This is a genomic window from Candidatus Brocadia sinica JPN1, assembly GCF_000949635.1.
Lineage (GTDB): Bacteria > Planctomycetota > Brocadiia > Brocadiales > Brocadiaceae > Brocadia > Brocadia sinica.
Map to the genome: position 1 here is coordinate 2,696,978 of NZ_BAFN01000001.1, position 19,229 is coordinate 2,716,206.

Annotated in this window: 23 protein-coding genes and 1 pseudogene; 19 read left to right on the plus strand and 5 right to left on the minus strand. The window is 41.2% G+C overall.

Annotation, left to right across the window (positions count from 1 at the left end; all coding sequences use genetic code 11):
* The 6 genes from BROSI_RS12230 (at position 1) to BROSI_RS12250 (ending at position 4,249) form a co-directional block, all read left to right on the plus strand.
* On the plus strand, positions 1-627 hold the full coding sequence (locus tag BROSI_RS12230; protein ID WP_052564079.1) for a MarC family protein: 627 nt from the start codon (positions 1-3) through the stop codon (positions 625-627).
* Between the two features lie 2 nt (positions 628-629).
* Entirely contained in the window at positions 630-776 is a 147-nt protein-coding gene (locus BROSI_RS19915) for a hypothetical protein (protein WP_157842512.1), read from the plus strand.
* A gap of 70 nt (positions 777-846) precedes the next feature.
* Positions 847-1,899 carry a peptidylprolyl isomerase gene (locus BROSI_RS12235; RefSeq protein WP_052564080.1) on the plus strand — a complete coding sequence of 351 codons (1,053 nt, stop codon included), beginning with the start codon at positions 847-849 and terminating at the stop codon, positions 1,897-1,899.
* A gap of 341 nt (positions 1,900-2,240) precedes the next feature.
* Entirely contained in the window at positions 2,241-2,600 is a 360-nt protein-coding gene (locus BROSI_RS12240) for a hypothetical protein (RefSeq protein WP_157842513.1), read from the plus strand.
* Positions 2,601-2,663: 63 nt separating this feature from the next.
* Positions 2,664-3,230 carry a hypothetical protein gene (locus tag BROSI_RS12245; RefSeq protein WP_052564082.1) on the plus strand — a complete coding sequence of 189 codons (567 nt, stop codon included), beginning with the start codon at positions 2,664-2,666 and terminating at the stop codon, positions 3,228-3,230.
* Complete coding sequence (locus BROSI_RS12250; protein WP_052564083.1) at positions 3,227-4,249, plus strand: radical SAM protein; 1,023 nt, start codon at positions 3,227-3,229, stop codon at positions 4,247-4,249. Before BROSI_RS12245 ends, BROSI_RS12250 begins: the two co-directional genes overlap by 4 nt.
* Positions 4,250-4,285: 36 nt before the next feature.
* Here the strand turns inward: BROSI_RS12250 and BROSI_RS12255 are convergent, their stop codons facing one another.
* Positions 4,286-5,491 carry a cation:proton antiporter gene (locus BROSI_RS12255; protein ID WP_052564084.1) on the minus strand — a complete coding sequence of 402 codons (1,206 nt, stop codon included), beginning with the start codon at positions 5,489-5,491 and terminating at the stop codon, positions 4,286-4,288.
* Positions 5,488-5,988: a cation:proton antiporter regulatory subunit gene (locus BROSI_RS12260; RefSeq protein ID WP_052564085.1), complete on the minus strand. Its 501-nt coding sequence runs from the start codon at positions 5,986-5,988 to the stop codon at positions 5,488-5,490. Before BROSI_RS12260 ends, BROSI_RS12255 begins: the two co-directional genes overlap by 4 nt.
* A gap of 215 nt (positions 5,989-6,203) precedes the next feature.
* Here BROSI_RS12260 and cobO point away from each other — a divergent pair, with 215 nt between their 5' ends.
* Both cobO and thyX read left to right on the plus strand, forming a co-directional pair.
* Entirely contained in the window at positions 6,204-6,731 is a 528-nt protein-coding gene (gene cobO / locus BROSI_RS12265) for a cob(I)yrinic acid a,c-diamide adenosyltransferase (protein WP_052564086.1), read from the plus strand.
* A gap of 122 nt (positions 6,732-6,853) precedes the next feature.
* Complete coding sequence (thyX, locus tag BROSI_RS12270; protein ID WP_052564087.1) at positions 6,854-7,585, plus strand: FAD-dependent thymidylate synthase; 732 nt, start codon at positions 6,854-6,856, stop codon at positions 7,583-7,585.
* 77 nt (positions 7,586-7,662) lie between these two features.
* Here the strand turns inward: thyX and tsaB are convergent, their stop codons facing one another.
* Positions 7,663-8,367: a tRNA (adenosine(37)-N6)-threonylcarbamoyltransferase complex dimerization subunit type 1 TsaB gene (gene tsaB / locus BROSI_RS12275; RefSeq protein WP_052564088.1), complete on the minus strand. Its 705-nt coding sequence runs from the start codon at positions 8,365-8,367 to the stop codon at positions 7,663-7,665.
* A gap of 270 nt (positions 8,368-8,637) precedes the next feature.
* Positions 8,638-9,810: a hypothetical protein gene (locus tag BROSI_RS12280; RefSeq protein WP_052564089.1), complete on the minus strand. Its 1,173-nt coding sequence runs from the start codon at positions 9,808-9,810 to the stop codon at positions 8,638-8,640.
* A 276-nt stretch (positions 9,811-10,086) separates the two neighbouring features.
* Between BROSI_RS12280 and BROSI_RS21015 the strand changes: the two genes are divergently transcribed.
* From BROSI_RS21015 to BROSI_RS12330, 11 genes and pseudogenes are all read left to right on the plus strand, one after another.
* On the plus strand, positions 10,087-10,215 hold the full coding sequence (locus BROSI_RS21015; protein ID WP_261338853.1) for a hypothetical protein: 129 nt from the start codon (positions 10,087-10,089) through the stop codon (positions 10,213-10,215).
* Positions 10,216-10,331: 116 nt separating this feature from the next.
* Positions 10,332-11,480, plus strand: a complete 1,149-nt coding sequence (locus BROSI_RS12285; RefSeq protein ID WP_052564090.1) for an ABC transporter permease — start codon at positions 10,332-10,334, stop codon at positions 11,478-11,480.
* Positions 11,480-12,142 carry an ABC transporter ATP-binding protein gene (locus BROSI_RS12290; RefSeq protein WP_052564091.1) on the plus strand — a complete coding sequence of 221 codons (663 nt, stop codon included), beginning with the start codon at positions 11,480-11,482 and terminating at the stop codon, positions 12,140-12,142. Before BROSI_RS12285 ends, BROSI_RS12290 begins: the two co-directional genes overlap by 1 nt.
* Before the next feature lie 310 nt (positions 12,143-12,452).
* The gene (locus tag BROSI_RS12295) at positions 12,453-12,758 is read left to right on the plus strand and encodes an ArsR/SmtB family transcription factor (RefSeq protein ID WP_052564092.1); all 306 of its coding nucleotides are present in this window, start codon (positions 12,453-12,455) and stop codon (positions 12,756-12,758) included.
* A gap of 214 nt (positions 12,759-12,972) precedes the next feature.
* Positions 12,973-13,287, plus strand: a complete 315-nt coding sequence (locus tag BROSI_RS12300; protein ID WP_082059198.1) for an arsenate reductase/protein-tyrosine-phosphatase family protein — start codon at positions 12,973-12,975, stop codon at positions 13,285-13,287.
* 54 nt (positions 13,288-13,341) lie between these two features.
* A complete protein-coding gene (locus tag BROSI_RS12305) occupies positions 13,342-13,572 on the plus strand; it encodes a MamS/MamX family magnetosome protein (protein ID WP_052564094.1) in 231 nt (76 codons plus the stop codon).
* A gap of 123 nt (positions 13,573-13,695) precedes the next feature.
* Complete coding sequence (locus tag BROSI_RS12310; RefSeq protein WP_052564095.1) at positions 13,696-14,127, plus strand: DUF4405 domain-containing protein; 432 nt, start codon at positions 13,696-13,698, stop codon at positions 14,125-14,127.
* A gap of 352 nt (positions 14,128-14,479) precedes the next feature.
* A pseudogene (gene arsB / locus BROSI_RS21420) lies at positions 14,480-15,541 on the plus strand (ACR3 family arsenite efflux transporter).
* 240 nt (positions 15,542-15,781) lie between these two features.
* Entirely contained in the window at positions 15,782-16,147 is a 366-nt protein-coding gene (locus BROSI_RS12320) for an RCC1 domain-containing protein (protein WP_052564096.1), read from the plus strand.
* A 146-nt stretch (positions 16,148-16,293) separates the two neighbouring features.
* Positions 16,294-17,319 carry a hypothetical protein gene (locus BROSI_RS12325; protein ID WP_052564097.1) on the plus strand — a complete coding sequence of 342 codons (1,026 nt, stop codon included), beginning with the start codon at positions 16,294-16,296 and terminating at the stop codon, positions 17,317-17,319.
* A 93-nt stretch (positions 17,320-17,412) separates the two neighbouring features.
* Positions 17,413-17,829 (plus strand): hypothetical protein, encoded by a 417-nt coding sequence (locus BROSI_RS12330; protein WP_052564098.1) that lies wholly within the window; start codon positions 17,413-17,415, stop codon positions 17,827-17,829.
* 23 nt (positions 17,830-17,852) lie between these two features.
* Here the strand turns inward: BROSI_RS12330 and BROSI_RS12335 are convergent, their stop codons facing one another.
* Positions 17,853-19,097, minus strand: a complete 1,245-nt coding sequence (locus BROSI_RS12335; RefSeq protein ID WP_052564099.1) for a ChaN family lipoprotein — start codon at positions 19,095-19,097, stop codon at positions 17,853-17,855.
* Positions 19,098-19,229: the final 132 nt, after the last annotated feature.

The following is a 19,229-nucleotide window of genomic DNA, read 5'->3' on the forward strand; positions in this document are numbered from 1 at the left end:
ATGAAAGAATTACAAATTCTCTACATCGAGCATTGGCATAATTTTCTGCTCGCCTTTATTCCTCTCTTTATCGCAATCGACGTGGCAGGGATATTGCCTATTTTTATGTCGTTGGTGGAAGGGATAGAAAAGCCGCAGAAAATAAAAACGATAAACCAGTCTGTGATCACTGCCCTTTCAGTCAGTGTTGGCTTCCTGGCCATCGGAAAGTTTATTTTTTCCGTGCTGGGAATTGAAATATACGATTTCAAAATGGCCGGTGGTCTTTTGTTGTTGGTATTTGCCATCAATGATTTGCTATTTGCGGAGAAAGGAAAGAGGGCAATAACTTCAACGATGGGGGTCGTGCCCTTAGGCATCCCGCTTGTTGTAGGTCCGGCTGTGTTAACCACGATCATTGTTACGGTGGATACCTACGGTTATATTCCAACGGTGACTTCCCTGGTAATAAATCTTGTCATTGTATGGGTCGTCCTTCTGAAGTCAAATTTCATCTATCGAATTATGGGTGAGGGAGGGTCCAAGGCCTTTGCCAAGGTCGCATCTCTGTTGCTTGCAGCCATAGCCGTAATGATGATCAGGCGGGGATTTGTGGATATGATAGCATTTCTGAAGAAATCTTCCTGACAATGCATGCCTATCATCCGGAAATTGTTAACAAATGGCGTATAGGTGATCATCGTTATTTGATTATTGCAAAAGCTGTAGTGATGAAACTTCCGGCGGCGATAACAAAATCAGAGAAAATGCTCAAGATTGAAGAAAAAAAGAAGTAATTTGACATTATGAGTCAGGATATATTACAATGACTTTTTATTATTTTTTCATTCTTTATAGGAGAAGTCAATGTTAAGGGGATTTGTTAAACCGATAGGGATACTATTGGGTGGAATATTGTGCATTCATTTGAGTGTATCTGCCGCAGAAACAGATACAAAAAAACCTTCTGCACCGCCAAAAAAGGCACAAGCTGTACCGAAGGCAAAGGCTAGTGAACCGAAAGAAAAAGAGGCAGTAGCACCCCAGAAGCGAAAGGGCGATTCAAGTAAAGTTCTGGCGACAGTAAATGGTGAAAATATCATCCAGGAGGACGTTGACCATGTCCTCGGCAGATTCGGAAATCAGATAAGCGAAGATCAAGTTCCAGCAGTTACGCAACAGATACTTGATGGACTGATTACCCAAAAGCTCATCCTGCAATTTATTCGTGATAATAAGCTCGAACCGAGCAAAACGGAGATAGAGACAGAAGTGAATAAGGTGCGGGAAGATATCAAAGCCAATCCGGGTCTGGCAGGTCAAACACTGGAGCAGGTATTGGAGTCCCACGGGAGCAGTATTGACGATTTGAAGAAAGATATCACTATATCCCTATCATTGGAAAAGTATCTTGGCAAAGACCTTGATGATCAGAAAATAAAGGCATATTTTGAGCAGAATAGGTCTGCCTATGACGAATCGGAAGTAAAGGCCAGCCATGTCCTGGTAGATACACGGCAAATGAAGTCGGAAACAGAATTGGCACAGGCTAAAGAAAAAATCAATAAAATAAAGGCAGAGATAGATGCGGGAAAAGATTTTGCAGAAGCTGCAAAGCAGTATTCTGATTGTCCTTCCAAAGAAAAAGGCGGAGACTTGGGTTTCTTTAAAAGAAAAGGACAAATGGTTGAGCCATTCGCTGCTGCTGCGTTTGCGTTAAAAACAGGACAGATAAGTGGCCCTGTACAGACACAATTCGGATATCATCTCATAAAAGTTACAGAAATAAAAAAAGGGAAAGATATTAACTTCGATACTATAAAGCCCAATGTTAAACAAGATATCCTGAGTGAAAAAGCCAAGGTACTCATAGCGCAGCTCAGACAGAATGCCAAGATAGATATGAAAACGCCTCTTTAATCAATTCTCGGGTTCTCTATCTTGTTGACAGGTAGATATTTTGAGTAGCGTGATAAGCTTCCCATCCGTTTTCATTGGGGTGGGAAGCTTTGTTTATTATATCTTTAATCTTCGTAGATATTTAAGTTGATTTTTTACTTCCCATATATTATCTTAACGATGCACGAAGGCCTTTTTAAGGTCTTTTCATGCAAGTAGATGGAACAAAAGTTATAAAAATAATAATTTTGACTATCGAAATCGTATGTGATATATTCCCTCTCGTTGATTCAGATAATGTAAATGATCTATTCAATTGCACATATTTGGTATAGAATTGAAAAAGGAGGTATATGAAATCAATGGCACTGAAGAAGAATGTCACGAACAAACTTGTATTAAGTTCCTTTTTCAAGATAATTACTATTGATGGGAAGTCAGAAGAGGTGGTAGTAAAGGTAAGAAGAACGCTTTTTTTTGACGATGAGGATAGCTTCCCTTTTTCTAAAATAAAAAGTGTGGAAGTTGTAAAGGATGTCCGGGAATCGGTGCCGAATAATTACATAACCTATGCGGTATTCTTAAGGTTGGCAAATGGAAAAAAGATATTAGTTGATGAAGTGGGTGAATCATCCAATCGTGGGGGGCTTAAGGAGATGAAAAACCTTGGGAAAAAAATTAGTGTGATAACACGGAAAGAAATGAAATTATTTGAGGATTAAAGAAGGACGCACGATCGAAAAACCCGGAAGACAGAAACACAAATATTATTCAGGAGGTGTTCCATGAAACTTGTTAAACGGTGTCTTGGCCTGGTTTGTATAATGATATTGGGGGTACCGGCACTGTCCGGTGCATTTGACATTCAACTAACGCAAGAGCAGATGAAAGAGGCAAATGAATATGGTGGAAAATACAAAGGAAAAGATATTTTTGACAGCCCTGTTGTAAAACCGGCCTGTTTTGGCGAATATCCCAAAGGTGGAGGCGGGCTGATCATGAGCAAATATATTAAAATTGCGGTAAGTTCTGCCATGAAGGCTATGAAAGATCAATCTCTTACTTCTGAGGATTTAAAAGAAATGACAGAATCTGTTACTTTCAATGTTGTTGTTAGCGTTCCCGAAGAAGGCATTCAATCTCCGGAGGATGTTCAAATTATTCTGAAACAAGGAATGAATGTTATATTGCCAGAAAAAAATGCGTTTGGTATGAAATATAAGGACAAAAGACAGGGTATCATTGGCGCTTTCCGATACGACAAAATTAATCCAGGTGCAAATACAGCCATTGTTGTCAAAACGAAAAAAAGTGAGGAAACGTATAAAATTGATTTTTCTGATGTAAAATGATTAACACTTTAGAAAAGAAACAAATTGGTCCGAAGCGGACGTTGAGAGACAAGGTATTCGATTATTCCAGTCAAAAAATCGGTAAAGAAAGGACGAAATTTTTCTTTAAATTATATGACCTTGCCAGGTTTGACCTCTTTGGCAAACCAAAAGGCGCAATTGGATCAATTGATATTACCAACCGCTGTAATCTGCGTTGTAAACACTGCTATTTTTATGCACATGACTATGAAGAGAGGCCTGAGCTCAGTGATGACGAATGGATTGATAAACTCGAGAGCTTGAAAGAGACAGATTTTCCATTTTATCAATGTTCCTGGATTGGCGGTGAACCCCTCCTGAGAAAAGAATTAATAGAACGCGGCATGAAATATTTCAAATCAAATCTGGTGGCTACCAATGGTACGATTGAACTGCCCAACTGGCCAGATGTGAACTTCTATATGTCGGTTGACGGCAAAAAGGATATGCATGATACCATTCGGGGAAAGGGTTGCCATGAAAGGATAAAAAAACATGCCAACAGGCCTGAATTAAAAATTCATGTATCGATGGTAATTAATAAGATGAATTATCAGGATATTGAATATTTTATCGAGGAATGGAAAGACGTTGGTGTTAAGGGATGTTTATTTCAAATACATACGCCAATAAAAGGCTTGAAAAACGATGACCTGTGGCCAGGCTGGCAATTACGCGATGAAATATTAGATAAACTGCTTCGGCTAAAAGATGACAAATACGGGGATTTTATCGGCGTGCCCAGTCTTGTTCTGAAGCTTATGAAATCAGATAAATGCAAAGAGGTCACGAGAAATTGCGTCTTCAAAGAGGTATCCTTTTGTCTCGACCCTCAGGGTCAGATTAAAAAACCGTGTATGATGGGCCCTTATGCTGACTGTCTACGGTGTGGATGCGTCCTCCCTTTTCATATGTGGGCGCTTGAAGACAAGTGGCTTATGGCAAGAGAGGTTTTCATGTCATTGAGGCGCAAATTGGGGAAAAAGGCCTTTCGTTAGATTATACAAAACTCAAAATATCTTTTCCATTTTTGTTCATTTGGGCAAACTCGTTTCTGACCGGTCAGAAATTTGTTTGGTTTCCCCCTCTTTCCTTTCAATAAACCATTTTACAAACCAATCGGACTCTTTCATAATAATACTTCCGAGAATGGCGCTGAGCAGTACGTAAACCCCTGTAAGAGATTTGAGGGGAAAGGGTAAATTGGGATTCATTGCAATCGTTCCTGCTAAGATGATGGAAAATTCCCCTCTTGGAATGAGGCTGAAACCAAGCCTTAAACCTGCCTTTCTGCTCAAATGATATCTTTTGCCAATAAAATAACCTCCAAAGACCTTGCTGAAAGAGGAGATAACAAAGATAAATATCCCGATCGGAATAAGGTTTGTCACATGCTTATAATCGATTGACATGCCAAATGCGACAAAGAAAATCGCTGTGGAAAATTGTTGGAAGGGTTTGATCGCCTCGGAAATTCGATGCCTTTGTTTTGTTTCCGACAATAAAAGTCCTGCAAGAAACGCCCCTATTGCTTCAGAAAGCCCTATTTTGGACGCAGCACCGGCAGAAAGCACGATAATCGAAAGAATCAGGATTACAAATAACTCCGTATGCTCAATATCAACAATCTTATCGATAAATTTCTTTGAAGTCTTGGCGAGAACAATAAAGAACAGAAAAAAGGCCGAGGTTTTTAGCAGAACAATGATTGTACCCTTTGTGTCAATATGACCATAATTCAGAATCCCAACAAAAAATGCAAGGAATAGGGCTATAAACATATCCTCAAAAATCAGAATGTTAAGGATATATTCAGTCTCTGGGTTTGCAGAACGTTTTAAATCGATAATTGACTTGGCCACAATCACAGAGCTGGTGACATAAAGAATACCACCGAGTAAAAGGGATTGCATCAAATCGTAACCTAGTATCCAGCCAAGAAGCAGACCAATGGGAAAGTTGAAGAAAAGGTCGTAAATCCCGGTAGTAAATATTTTCCGCTGGTTATGAAATAAATTGCCCACAGAAAATTCCAGACCAAACATAAACAGCATAAAAATAATACCCAGGGTGGCGATAAATTCTGTAATAATCGTAACGGGGAAAAAATTCTGCAGAATCATTCCCACCACGATGAATACAGCCGTGAGCGATTGATTGACTTTTGCGGCCAACAAACCAGCAAAAAATAAGGCGATGAGGGAAATCCCTAATGATAACACGCTTTCATTTACGATCATTTTCCCAAATGTTGTTTAATCTCAAAGGTTGATAGAAAATTCTTAATCTGCTCGTTATTCCCTATAATGATAAGTGTATCCTGGGGTTTAATGATTTCGCTGGAAGAGGGATTGGGAATTACCGTTTCGCCCCTGATAATGGTGGTAATGGATACTCCCGTTGTTTTTCTGATATCCAATTCTTCAATCTTTTTATTGGCAAGTATTGAATCGGGGACGATCTTGATCCATTCCATAGTCACGTTTTTCATCATTAATTTCGGCTCGTCTTCAATGACAGGCTGGAAGTATGTTCCCGAGAGTATGGTGCCAATCTGACGTGCCTCTTCATCGCTAAGCGTAGTTACGGAAGTAGGCTCGTCGTTGTCTTTGGTAAATTTAAACACCTCTCTTTCTCCTGAAGAATGAATCACTACGACCAATTTATCGCCAGAATCCAATTCCAGGGTAAATTTTTTACCTATACCAGGCAGGTCGCATTCCTTGATTTCCGACATATACAACCCCTTTCTCTCATACGCATTTTACTTTTAACAAACACAAAAATGTCTACGAGCGTTCCATAGAAATAAGATGATATTACGCATTGCATAATCAGTTGTCAATTTATTTTAGTAATCAAGCTTCTTCAATATCCTTGACTTTAGTTTGTGATTAATATAACCTTTTACCTGTGGAATAATAAATGAATTCAACAAATAAGGAGAGCGCTATGGAAAACGGACTCCTCATGGTAAATACAGGTGATGGGAAAGGCAAGACAACGGCCGCTTTGGGTCTTGGCCTGCGGGCAGCCGGACATGGTATGAAAGTACTCATGCTCCAGTTTTTCAAAGGGCCGTGGCTTACAGGAGAGATTTGTGCGGCAAAACGGCTGGAACCCGATTTCAAGATTACCCAGTTGGGACAGGGATTTGTCAAAACACGGAAAGAGGAACATTCTAAAGCGACTCTTGAAAATGCCCGTGTATCCTGGGATTATGCGAAGCAGGAAATCTTTTCAGATTTATATGATATCATTATCCTGGATGAGATTAACAATATGATTGACCATGGACTTTTATCTGTTGAGGAACTGATATCAGTATTAAAAGAACGGCCCAAAAGGCTTACTATAATTCTGACAGGACGTAATGCCCACGACAGGATTATTGAACTGGCAGATATGGTGACCGAAATGCGGGAGATCAAACATCATTACAAAAGTGGAATCAAGGCACAAAAAGGCATTGAATTTTAATTTACCCTTAGTCTCTCTATTAATAAAAGCAGCCCTTTGACTATTTGTTTACCATGAGGATATTAAATCTGTAGGGATACGGGAACCGTACCCCTGCATTGAAATTTTCAAAATGGAAATTTATGCCAGAATCCAAATTGCATGTACTATTATTGCGATACACACCAGATCCCGAAGAAATAGTGGCCAAGGCAGCCAGGCTGTGTTATAGTCCGGCTTCTATTGATGAGCTGAAGCAGCAGATTGAAAGTCAGAACCAGGCAAATTTTATTGAAAAGCTGACCGATATGAGACATCTCTCGCCCATTGAACACGTTACCTTTACCTTCGGTGTAGAAGGTATCTCCCGTGCCTGTTCTCATCAGATGGTAAGACATCGTTTAGCATCTTATTCTCAGCAGAGTCAGCGATACGTGGGACAACAGAGTAAGAAGAGAGGGGGATTTCATTTTATTGTCCCACCCAGCATCGAAAAAATAGGCAAAAAGCAATGGTTTATTGAAAAGATGAGTATTCTGCAGAAATGGTATGATGAACTTGTGGAGACACTTGGCAATAGCGGAGAAAGCACATTTGAGGATGCACGTTTTTTATTGCCGAATGCCACAGAGACAAAGATTATTATCACCATGAATGCCCGTGAATTGCTGCACTTCTTTCGGATGCGTTGCTGCAACCGCGCTCAGTGGGAGATAAGGAACGTTGCAACAGAGATGCTCCGGCAGGCCAAACAGGTTTCTCCTCATATTTTTAAAGATGCAGGACCTGGCTGTGTGAATGACAAATGCCCTGAGGGAAAGATGACCTGTGGAAAAATGGATGAGGTGAGAGAACGATTTAAAAATCTGTTGTAAGAAGGTCCTTCGGGAAAGTTTTTTACCCTTTTATGATTATTTCCCTGTTTATTTGGGATAATTTGTGGCTGAAATGGCTATTTCTTGCCATCACGCTTCTCAATGGCCTCAGCTTGACGTAAATAGAGAGGCAATAATTTGTCTGTCTCGCATTGATATCCCGCTTCATACATCCTTTCTCCTAACAAAGCCACATGTTCTGCCTTTGGTATTGACCACTCCTCTTTGTCTATAAAAATGTCCTTTTGATGAAATATATCTCTGTAAGGTGCAACACCGTCTCCGAAAATAATTATCGGTCGTGGAAGGACAGATAAAAGTTTTTCTGGCTGAATCACCAGAAACTCAGATACCCTTTTCCATTGAACACCTCCCAATCCCTGTTCACGGCTTGCAACGGCAGTCTCATAGACACATGCATAAACGTGGTTTCGTCTTGCATCAAGGACAGGACAAATGGGTGTTGAATCAGCCGTGTAATTCCTGGCTATAATGTCGAATATAGGTACGCCAACAACAGGTTTCTGTAATGCGTAGGCCAGTATCTTTGCACAGGTCACACCTACCCGTAATCCTGTATATGAGCCTGGCCCCACATCTACTGCAATGAGGTCTATGTCCTTCAGTGTACAGCTGATTTCAAGCAAGGCGCTCTTGATAGCAGGTACCAATTCTTTACCATGTTGCATGCCCCTAAAATTTCTTGCAGTGATAATATGCTTGTCCTGGCATATTGCAATTCCGCCAATGTTTCCAGACGTTTCTATTCCAAGTACTTTCATAGATTATTGGTTGTTGAAATTCCCTAATATAACAGAGCCTCAACCAAATCCCCTAGTTTATTTTAGTCAGGTATTATTTATAATATTTGCTATAATTAAGATTAAATCGATTGTGGCTAACGGAAGGAGGGCGTAGCCAGACTGGAGTTAGCCACAATCGCGGCTTTTTTCTCTTTCCGTTCAAGCATTTGTTTTTTCGATAAACAAGTTGGCCGCTTAAAGCAAATTTCAGGACTTAATAAGCCGTACCGATTGGACGGAATCAAATACTCACAATTGGCCAACAGGTAAGTGACCGGATTTCAGCGTAGTAACCTGTTCTGGGGTGAAGGGTGGTTCGAAAAGATCTTGCGACTCCTGATAACATCGGAACAGGTCGACGATGAAATGCAAGCGATCAGGCAGGTCTGCCCAATCGACGGCACCGGTTTCGTGCAGGCTGTTAGGTGTAGGGTCGATCCGTTCAAGCAGGGCACGCAGATCGGGGTTTGCTATCTCTTTCAGTGAAACGGGGAACTCAGCGTTCAGGTCTTTGCCCAGCTGTAACCGCTCGTGTGGCAGGCTAATGGTCATCAAGTGTTCAGTGATGACCAGTCGGGCTTTTTGTCGTGCGGTGGCGATGAGCGTATTGATCGCAGCGTCAAAAGGCTTCAGCCTCCCAAGTAGCCGTATCAAAAGCCGTTGTACCAGGGTAGGCCAGCCTCTGGAGGGAAAAATAATCTTTATGAGGAGATGGGTGAACTGCCTGTAATCGGTGATGGCAGCATTAAGTGCTTCTGCAATCTCAGGTTGCAAACGCGTCTGTTCATGAAAACCGATTTCAATGTTGGCTAGCAGATAGAGTTCTGCACGCTTTTTAGCATCGTCTTCGAAGAATGACTGATAGTACCGAGGGAACGCCTGGCTCAAATATCTTTGGCCATCGGGCGGATCGCCGGGCCTCAGTTCATCGCAGAAACGTCCTATCTTACCGACATCAAACATTTCGTCGTGTAGGCACGTTGAAAAGAAGCGGGCGAATTCGCGTCCGATTTCTTCAAAGACCTTCTTGTTGCCTCTGCCCACCGCATCGCCTGCCTGATCAATTGCTATGAAAGGATTCAAGATTTTCCACACTGATTCCTGTATCTCCCGGGTGTCTCGTTTTGCACCGACTTGTTGTGCGGATGTGGCGATATCCCTAACTGCCTGCGTTGCTATGAGATCTGTATCGAGTATGTTTTCCAGTGATTGCACAAGGTCCTCCTTGCGAATTGTCTGTCCGGCTTGCTTGGATGCCCAGGTTGCAAATGTGCACCAGTTGGCGCTCAGACCCGTTCGTTCCGAAAGTACTGCTGACAATTCGTGATAACACTGTGTGATCTGCAGGTTGCGCAGGATCGGGTCCTGAATTGCAGAGATTCGATCGACTTCGGTAACGGTGGGTACGTGATTGTTTCTCATTGTTTCCACATAATGACATACTTGATCAGTGATCGACCGAGAAATTTACAAGGCACCCCATTATATCAACTTCCTTGTGATGTTCAGGAGAGGAAGCAGATACATCCTTCAAATTTCATAAAATCAGCATTCCTTAATTCTCAGTATACTATCTCATGAGGTAGTGTGTGTCAACCCAAAATCAGTACAATTACATGGGGTACCTGAAGATATTTTTCAATATAACGTTTGATAATGTGTATGCAATTGAATAAAATACATATGGAGATAAGAGAAATGAAGGGTACTTTAAAAGTGAGAAAGCAATTTATTCTTGATCCGGCAAAGATAGAAGCCGTAAAAAAATCACCGAACGCTCACCATGATCGTTTTTGTTTGATTATTGCCGTTCATCCATCGACATGATCAGGATGAACAGTATAAAGAAAAATAGGCAACCTTTCGTCAATTCAGTATACATCACAAAAAGGTTCCTATTGGGACATAGACGCTCTTAATGGATATACCGATATAAACTTATTATGGGCAAACATAGTAATATACTCCTTCTGGCAACTGAAAATTTATTGCGCCACAGGACAAAGACCATTGTCGTCTGCCTTTGTATTATTGCCATCCTTACACCGTTTATTACGGCTATAGCCATTTCTGACGGGATACGTGCACAATCACTCATCTCCGTCAAGGAAGGTGCGGATCTCTATCTGACATTTGACGAATTTGGAAGAAATTCAGCCATTCCATTAAAATATCTGGACGAGATTAAAAAAATCTTTGGGGTAACGAAGGTGATACCGCGGATTATTGGCAGGGGTTTTCTGCAAAATAAACTGGCGGTCGTTGTCGGTGTCAATAAAGAAGATATCCCTGAATCTGTTGATTGTATTTCTGGTCGAATTTTTGAAAAAGCAAATGAGGTGGTTGTGGGTCATGAACTGGCGAGGCATTTTAAACTCAATATCGGTGACCAGTTCAGCATGCGTTGCCAGCAACGAAAGACCTTTACCGTTGTAGGTTTCTTTTCTTCAGACTCAAGTATCTGGGGGACGTCTATGATATTCATGTCGTTCAAGGATGCCGGGGAACTGTTCGGGAAACAGGACGTTGCTACCGATATACAAATTCACAGCCTGCCGGGGCATAATTCAGAGATTGCGACTGATTTGTACGATATTCTTCAGGGCGAACCATACCGGCTGCAGGACAAACACATGATAGAACTGTATTTTAAAAAGGGGTTTATGCTCAAGGAAGGTATCTTTAGTGCCTTATATATAGTGGCCTTTGCCTTGGGTGTTCCAGCCATTCTGGTAGCTTCTGGTTTTGGATTATCTGAGCGAAAAAAGGAAATCGGTATTATGAAGGCCACGGGGTGGCATACCCTGGAGGTATTAGAACTGATTTCCTTTGAACAATTACTCATCAGTTTATTGGGGGCTACCATTGCCATAGTGCTATCCATTCTTTGGGTTAAGGGTTTTAATGGTGCATTTATTGCGCAATTTTTTATTGCAGAGATAACCATGTTGCCCAAATTTACTCTCCCTGCACGGTTTCTCCCCTTACCGTGCCTCCTGAGTTTTTTCTTTGCCTTTCTCTTGACTATGGTTGGTAGTGTCTATTCTTCATGGAGGGCATCAACGGTATCGCCGGTTGCGTCGATGAAATAATGATAAGGACTGAGAATCTTTGTAAATCTTACAGACAGCATTCACATTACGAGGTACGCGCCATATATGACATTAACGTAAATATTTCAAAAAACAGTTTTTTGGTATTTCATGGGCCATCTGGTTCCGGGAAAACCACCTTGCTGAATATTATCGGTACTCTGGACAGACCTACTGCGGGTAAGGTATTCATGTATGGAAAAGAGATTACCTCGTTTTCCGATATTGCCCTTGCAAGGCTACGGCGAGAAAAGATCGGTTTTATCTTTCAGGACTTTCATCTTATTCCAAGGCTTACCAGTTGGGAGAATGTTTCTTATCCGCTTATCCCATCAGGGATCGGCTTCAAAGAACGTTTTGAAAGAGCAAAATTCCTTTTGGAAAAGGTGGAACTCGGTGACAGGTTAGATCATACCCCTGAGGAACTCAGCGGGGGGCAGCAGCAGCGGGTAGCCATTGCACGGGCGCTGATCAATAACCCTGAAATTATTATCGCTGACGAACCCACATCGAATATCGATGACGAAACCAGCGCGCATATACTAAATTTTCTGAGTGAACTAAAAGCACGGGGAGTAACCATTCTCGTTGCTACCCACGATACCTCGCTTGAAAAGATTGCCGACGTGACTTTTAAAATGAAAAATGGCAGGATTGTGTAGTAGTTTTGCCACGAATGAACACGAATAGGTACAAATGAACTGTATTTAAATCCATGAATAAACTTGATAAAACACAAATAGCAAACAAATTTTTCCGATATTTATGATATTTTGAATTGTTATCTTTTCCTTTGCAGTCGCACCTAACCCAGTACTCCCACAACCCCACGATGGTTATTCCTTACCCGGCACACGGCTTTTTGTTCCCATCTTAAGGAGATTGGTAAGCTAATTTATTTTTATCATAACAAGCACCTTGACATTCAGGTTTTTTAATCCATATTATATCAACATAATTTGATGTGTTTTTATGGATACTTTTAAAACCCAACAATTTGCCAAATTATTAAAAGCGCTGAGTGGTGATATCCGTCTCAATATTATTTCCTACCTTGCATCCGGCGAGAAATGCGTGTGTCATATTTATGAGTATTTTAAGCTCTCGCAAAATCTTGTTTCTCACCACCTGGGAATTTTACGGGAAAGCGGTCTCATTAAAGACCGGAAGGATGGTAAATGGGTCTACTATTCACTCAACGAACAAAATATAGAAAAAGTAACACATTTTTTACAAGAGATTGTGCAGAAAAAGAAAGAAGAAAGAGATACATGTTAACGTATTTCATGTGTTTGCTATATAAAAATATTTTTCAACTGCTCGCTCCCAAACTCCTTCCCCATTTTCATGAGGACATGGTTTGGGAGTGTAATGGGTGAGAAACTCAGTTTCTCTGCAATTGTGTTCTCAAAACAAGAGTTTGGGAACAAGTAGTAGTTACTTATTAAAGGGAATTTTTCAAACAGCTAAAATGTTGCAATAATATTTAATTATGGATTCAAGGCTAATTTATTTGTTTGTCTGCGTAGAGAATGCCTGCCGCAGTCAGATGGCAGAAGGTATTTTTAAGACACTGACTGATAGCGCTGCTGCAAAGAGTGCGGGAACGGAGATTGCCGGGGAAATAAATCCTGTGGCAATCGAGGTTATGAAAGAAAGAGGCATTGATATTTCTCAACAAAAGCCAAAGGTGCTTGATAAAGAAATGATCGTTGATGCCACAAAAATTATTACCATGGGATGCACGAAAAACTGTCCTCTTCGGAATATCCCGAAAGAGAAAACCATCGAGCGGAGAAGTGGTTAGCGTAGAGATAATTACTCCCATGAAAGGAATGTCTGGTGGTGTACATCTTATGTTATGTTGAAAATCGACAAAGGAGAAATTCCCGTTCATTTGGGACCGTCATGGTGTCTTGAAAATCAGGACACCAAGATCGAACCAAAGGACAAGATAGAGGTAACGGGTTCAAGAATTACCGTTGAAGGAAAACCTGCCATCATTGCCGCCGAAGTAAAGAAAGCTGACGAAACACTAAAGTTACGCGACGAAAAAGGGTTTCCATTTTGGAGTGGATGGAGAAGCCGCTAATTAAGTGTTAAGGGATTGAAAAGCTGTGATTGTAGAGCGAAGAGCCTCTTCGCTCTACAATCACACAGAAGGTCAACTCAATGAGAAATAACTATTTTTAATCACTTCAGGAATAAGGATTCGATGATGGATAAATCAAAGATCAATTTGGTAATCGATGCCCTGATGTTTTTTTGCATGATGGCAATGACAGGGATCGGACTTCTTGTGAAGTTTGTCTTGTTGCCCGGCAAAGATACATGGGCAGTATATGGCAGAAAAGTGGAATTGTTCTTGTTTGGAATGGACCGCCACCAATGGGGAACGATTCATATGATCATTGCTTTCGTTTTTCTGGGTTTAGCTGTGCTTCATATCATACTCCACTGGAAGATGATATTGTCATTGTATCCCAGGTTAATAGGGAGCATGGCTGCCAGGCGCATCATCGCCGTGATTATTGTCATTGCGGGTCTGTTTTTTGTGGTCTTCCCATTTGTTTTGAAACCGGAGGTGCAAGAACTTGAAGGGAAGGGAAGGCATTACCGTGAAAGTATTGATATTAAGAACAAATAGGCGAAATGTAGCACTTGATTTACTTAATTTTGAGGTATTTGCCGGTTTGTCAGGATTTGCCGCTGCAACCTTTACGGCGCTTCTCGTCTTTCTGAAACCAACCGATAGACACGAGCGCTATGTAAGATACGGGAATAAGTATCGAAATTTAAGTGAGGATGTAAGGCGATTTTTTGAAATTGAGTTTTACACGGAAAAACCGGACAATGAATCAAAGACGCTTCTCGACGCGCTCATTTCTCAAAAGAAAAGACTCGATGTAAACAGTCCTTTGCTTCCTGATTGGGCGCTGAGAAAAACGAAAAAAATAATTGAATCGGAAAAAACGAAATACGAGAGAGAAGTTAAAGAAATTCCCGAAAAAAAGTTATCCGTTTTTGAGAAATATTTAACACTCTGGGTTTTGCTCTGTATCGGTGCAGGTATTGTTCTGGGAAAGGCGGCGCCCGGTGTTGCAGTCAAGCTGGATTCCCTTGCAGTATATGAGGTTTCTATTCCCATTGCAGTCTGCCTGTTTTTTATGATGTATCCTATCATGGTAAAGATAGACTTTGCAGAGGTTATCAAAGCGGGGAAGACGCCTAAGCCGATTTTTTGACGTTATTTATTAATTGGTGTATTAAACCGTTTACGATGTATGCGATTGCGACATTTTTTAGGGTATCTGTTTAAAGACTTTTTACCTAGCACAGAAATTATTAAAGGCGGAAGCACTGTGGGGCTTTACCGTTCATATATATCAGGCGCTATACTCTTAGGAATCGCACCCTGCACCGCCATGGTTTTAATATAGGGATATTTAGCCAGGGGCAATGACGGGCTAACCCTGGTGATGGTGGCAATAAACTCTTTGACCATGCTGGTCTTGTACGCCCCGTTGGGTGGCTTTTTATTAAAAGTAAACAAGATGCCCATTCCCTGGGAAACAATAGCGCTCTCTGTTTTAATTTACGTTGCCCTTCCTCTGGTAGCGGGGTATTTTTCCCGGAGATGGATTATTAAAACCAAGGGGTTGGGGTGGTTTCAGGAAAAATTCCTGCACTTTTTAACGCCGGTATCCATAACAGCGCTTCTGGCCACATTGGTTCTTTTGTTTTCATTCAAAGGCGATGTGATTATTACTCAGCAACAAGCGATTCTTTTTATAGCGATCCCCCTTTTTATTCAAACCTGTCTTATCTTTGCAATAAGTTATGCGTTAGCAAGATTTTTGAGGTTAGGTTACCGGGATGCGGCGCCCTCAGCAATGATCGGGGCAAGCAATCATTTTGAAGTGGCTATTGCTACTTCAACAATGCTTTTTGGCCTGTCATCAGGGGCGTCCCTGGCTACTGTTGTGGGCGTATTAATTGAGGTTCCTGTGATGCTCATGTTAGTTAAGATATGTCTCAAGACACAAAATTGGTTTAGATAAAAGGGTGAAAATTCTGTATTCAAAAATTTAAAGAGATCTTTATTGGAAGTACTACCAATAACGTTGCGAAGTATGCTAAAATATTGGCGTTGTTTGTAACTAAAAAAATCGACTTTGCTGAAGTGGTAAATGTTGCCAAAACCCAGAAAAATCACTATGAAGATTGATATAGGGTGGATTTGGTGTAAAAACCAACGCCTTAATTCGCTCATAATTTAATGAGCGGAGGCAAACGAGATTATGAAAAACGTATCATTCAGCCTTATCATGCCTATGACGTGGAGGCACCTTTTATACTCTTTTTGGTGTATAGCAGCCCTATTTTCACTGTCATCGATTGCCAGCGGAGAATCGCCAGGATTAGTAAACCCGCAAATTTCGGCTGGATGGTATCATACCGTTGCCCTGAAGTCAGATGGCACAGTCTGGACCTGGGGGTGTAATGATCATGGCCAATTGGGAGACGGTACAAATACAAACAGAAACATCCCTGTAAGCGTGAAAAAACTCCGTGATGTTGCCTCTATTTTATGCGGAATGAGGCATACCGTTATATTGAAGGCAGATGGTACGGTCTGGGCATGGGGGCGCAATGATTACGGCTAACTGGGGATGGTACAAGCACAGAGAGAAATATTCCTGTGCAGGTAAAAAGTAAATGAAGAATAGGTAAAATGTTATATGACAGACAGGCATTTTTAACTTTTGAAAGGTCGATTGCTAAACCCATCCACCTCAGGTAAATTATTCTGATGATTGTAAATATCTACACCCTTATCATGTTGTTCGTTGCCTTTTTGTCCCTCTTCTTAGGCGGATTTTTATTTTACGCAGCCTTGAAGATGTTTCTTGGTTCTGAACCTATGATACCGTTAGAGACAAAAGATAAATTTGAACAGAGGGGTTATCTGGTATTTCTCGTGGCGTGTGTGATGCTATCGGTGAGGATGCTTGCGTGGCCGTGGTTCTATTTTATGCTCCAGAGCTTTGTATCTGAGGTACCAGGAGCGATGTGCATGTTCGGGGTTACACAGATTTTACCGTCTATGGTTACCTTTTTACAGATCATAAAACCCATTTCTTTTTTTATGATGGGTGGCTGGTTGCTGTGTTATTACCTTGACAAATCTATCCCCACGACGCCTCTGGTCAGAAAGAATGTACTCCTCCTTCTCATCGTCTGTAGCATACTTCTGGCCGATAGTATCGCGGATATTTATTACGTGCTCCGTATGAAGCCATTAATGTCTGTCTCCTGCTGTGCCACCTTCTTTGATGTGCCACTAAGACCTTCGGCCATGATCCCCCAAGCCATCTTTGGAAGGCACTTTCAAAAGATTTTATTTATTGTGTATTATCTGACAAATATAATCCTTATCGCTTTGTTATGGATACCTCTTTCAAAAAAATGGCTTTCATTAGCACCATTATACAAAAAAATTATTCTTTATGGTCAGGCGGTAATAGGAGTTATCAATATTCCTGTTGTGATCTATGCGTTTATTGAAAACATCGCCCCCAGACTTATGCAACTGCCCTATCATCATTGTATTTACTGTTTCATGGGGAATGGCATGGTACCTGATGCTCCCATTATGCTTGGGTTATTTGCCATTGGTACCTTTGCTATTGGCTGGATAGGTATCCTTCGTCTTTTTTGCATGGTTACAGAAACGCAAATTGTAACAGAGCGGCTTTTGGTGAAGGTACATAGTTTATCAGCCTTTTGTCTGCTTGCCTCCATTATGATGGTAACGATACATTTGATACTTACATGACAAAATTTTTCACTGGGTGGCACGGACAAACGTGTTTGTCCATGTGATTATGAATTATCTGTACCCGCTTCAGTTAACTAATTGAATTCCCGTATGACAAAAACATTCTGGATTGGACTTGCTATTATCTTTGGAATTGCGCTTGGAGGGGTGTTCTATCAAAAGTTCATAAAAAGCCCGCGTTGTGCCTATGATGGGTCTGCAATTCCGCTTATCTATGAGGTTGATATTGTCCTGAAAGACCATGCAACAATGAAATTTTGTTCTATCTACTGCGCCGCACAATGGTTCAAAAACAATGCTCAAAGGATTGATCACGTTATCGTTACTGATGAAATCAGGGGCAATAAGATTGACTCATATATAGCCTATTTTGTTGAAAGTGAGCTTATTACAAACGAGACAAACGATAACCGCATCCATGTCTTTCAGCAGCGACAAGATGCCCTTACCCATGCAGAAAAGTTTCATGGAACGATGACAGACGATCCATTTACCACAGATGAATGAAGAAGAAACAATCTCATGAAATTCTACTTCTCTTCCCTTTCAAATTCGAAAAGGGTGACTGGATACGTAATCTTCGTCCCATCACGATCGATCTCTGCAATGCAGATATCCCCAAATTGTTTTGTTTGAAGATAATGGATCAGTTCCATGATATTTTTCAATGCCCTGTTGTCAATTGACAGGAGGATATCGCCATCCATAAAGCCTGCCTTTTGAGCCGGACTTTTTGGTGTTATTTTTTCAATGACCAGTTTATTATCGTCTCTCTTTTGAAACTGGACGCCCAGATAAATCCGTTTTTTCTCAGGTTCCGGTTCATAGGGGGTGATGGACCAGACAAAATCAGCAGGTTCTAACGGTATCTCCGGCAAAAACGGATGTTGCTCGGCTGATGGTTTACCGCCTTTAAATTCGGTGGTATAAATTGTACAGTACGGCAAGAAGGTGCGCCGAAATACCCTTTTGGGAATACCAAAGTCATAGACGATATGGCCATTTCCGACAAAGGCGAGAAATTTTCTGCCTTTTCCCTCCCATGAAGATAAGTAGTCTGTTATGGTTTGTGCCATGTATTCTTCCCATAAGCATTGTATCGTATGAAACCTCTCCCTATCTGCCAAACCTTTTGTGTGTCCGGGGAGCACTTTTTCCAGGTAAACCCCGTGAAAATAATCGCTGGTATCAATTTCAGGCAAGAGTTTTTTCTCGTCCTCGCTTAAATCTTTCAATCCCTTTGTCCTCACCATGGTTACGACATCCTTCGATGCATTAAGTGCAATTACGGGGATCTTCTTTTCCCGGGCAAAGTCCAATATGTCTTTATACAGTGCATAGTTATATCCCCACTCCCCGTACCACCGGGTGGCTTCTAAAAATTTATCCTCATCAATCTCACCTGCAATCCACTGGTCCAAAAAGGGTTGGTATGGCCTGGTGAACATCTCCATGCCGATAGCCAGGTTGCTTCCAAATCTTTCGTAATGGGCCGTTAATATTTTTAACTGTGCTTGATGGGATGCCTTATTTGCGTGGGTTTCACCCACATAAAAGACACTGGCACAATCAAAGAAATGAGAAAGGGCAGAGACTGGTATCTTTTGACCTGTTGGGACGTGGATGATATCGTCGATCTCAACCTGTGCAGGAAAATTTTTCAACCGATCCGCATCTGGAAAGGCATTCATGGGGAATATAAAGAAAAATGCAAGAAAAAAGGCGATAAGGAAACGAAGACCTTTTGACCATTGTTGTTTGATAGGCTTTTTCATAAATATTGATGGATGATAAACCTGAGATATCCACTTCCGGCAAAGAAATGCTCGTATCTCACCAGAGTTAACAATTCCGAATAAGTTTTTATCGCACTATAGAGAGAACAATTGATCACAGCAAACTTGCTA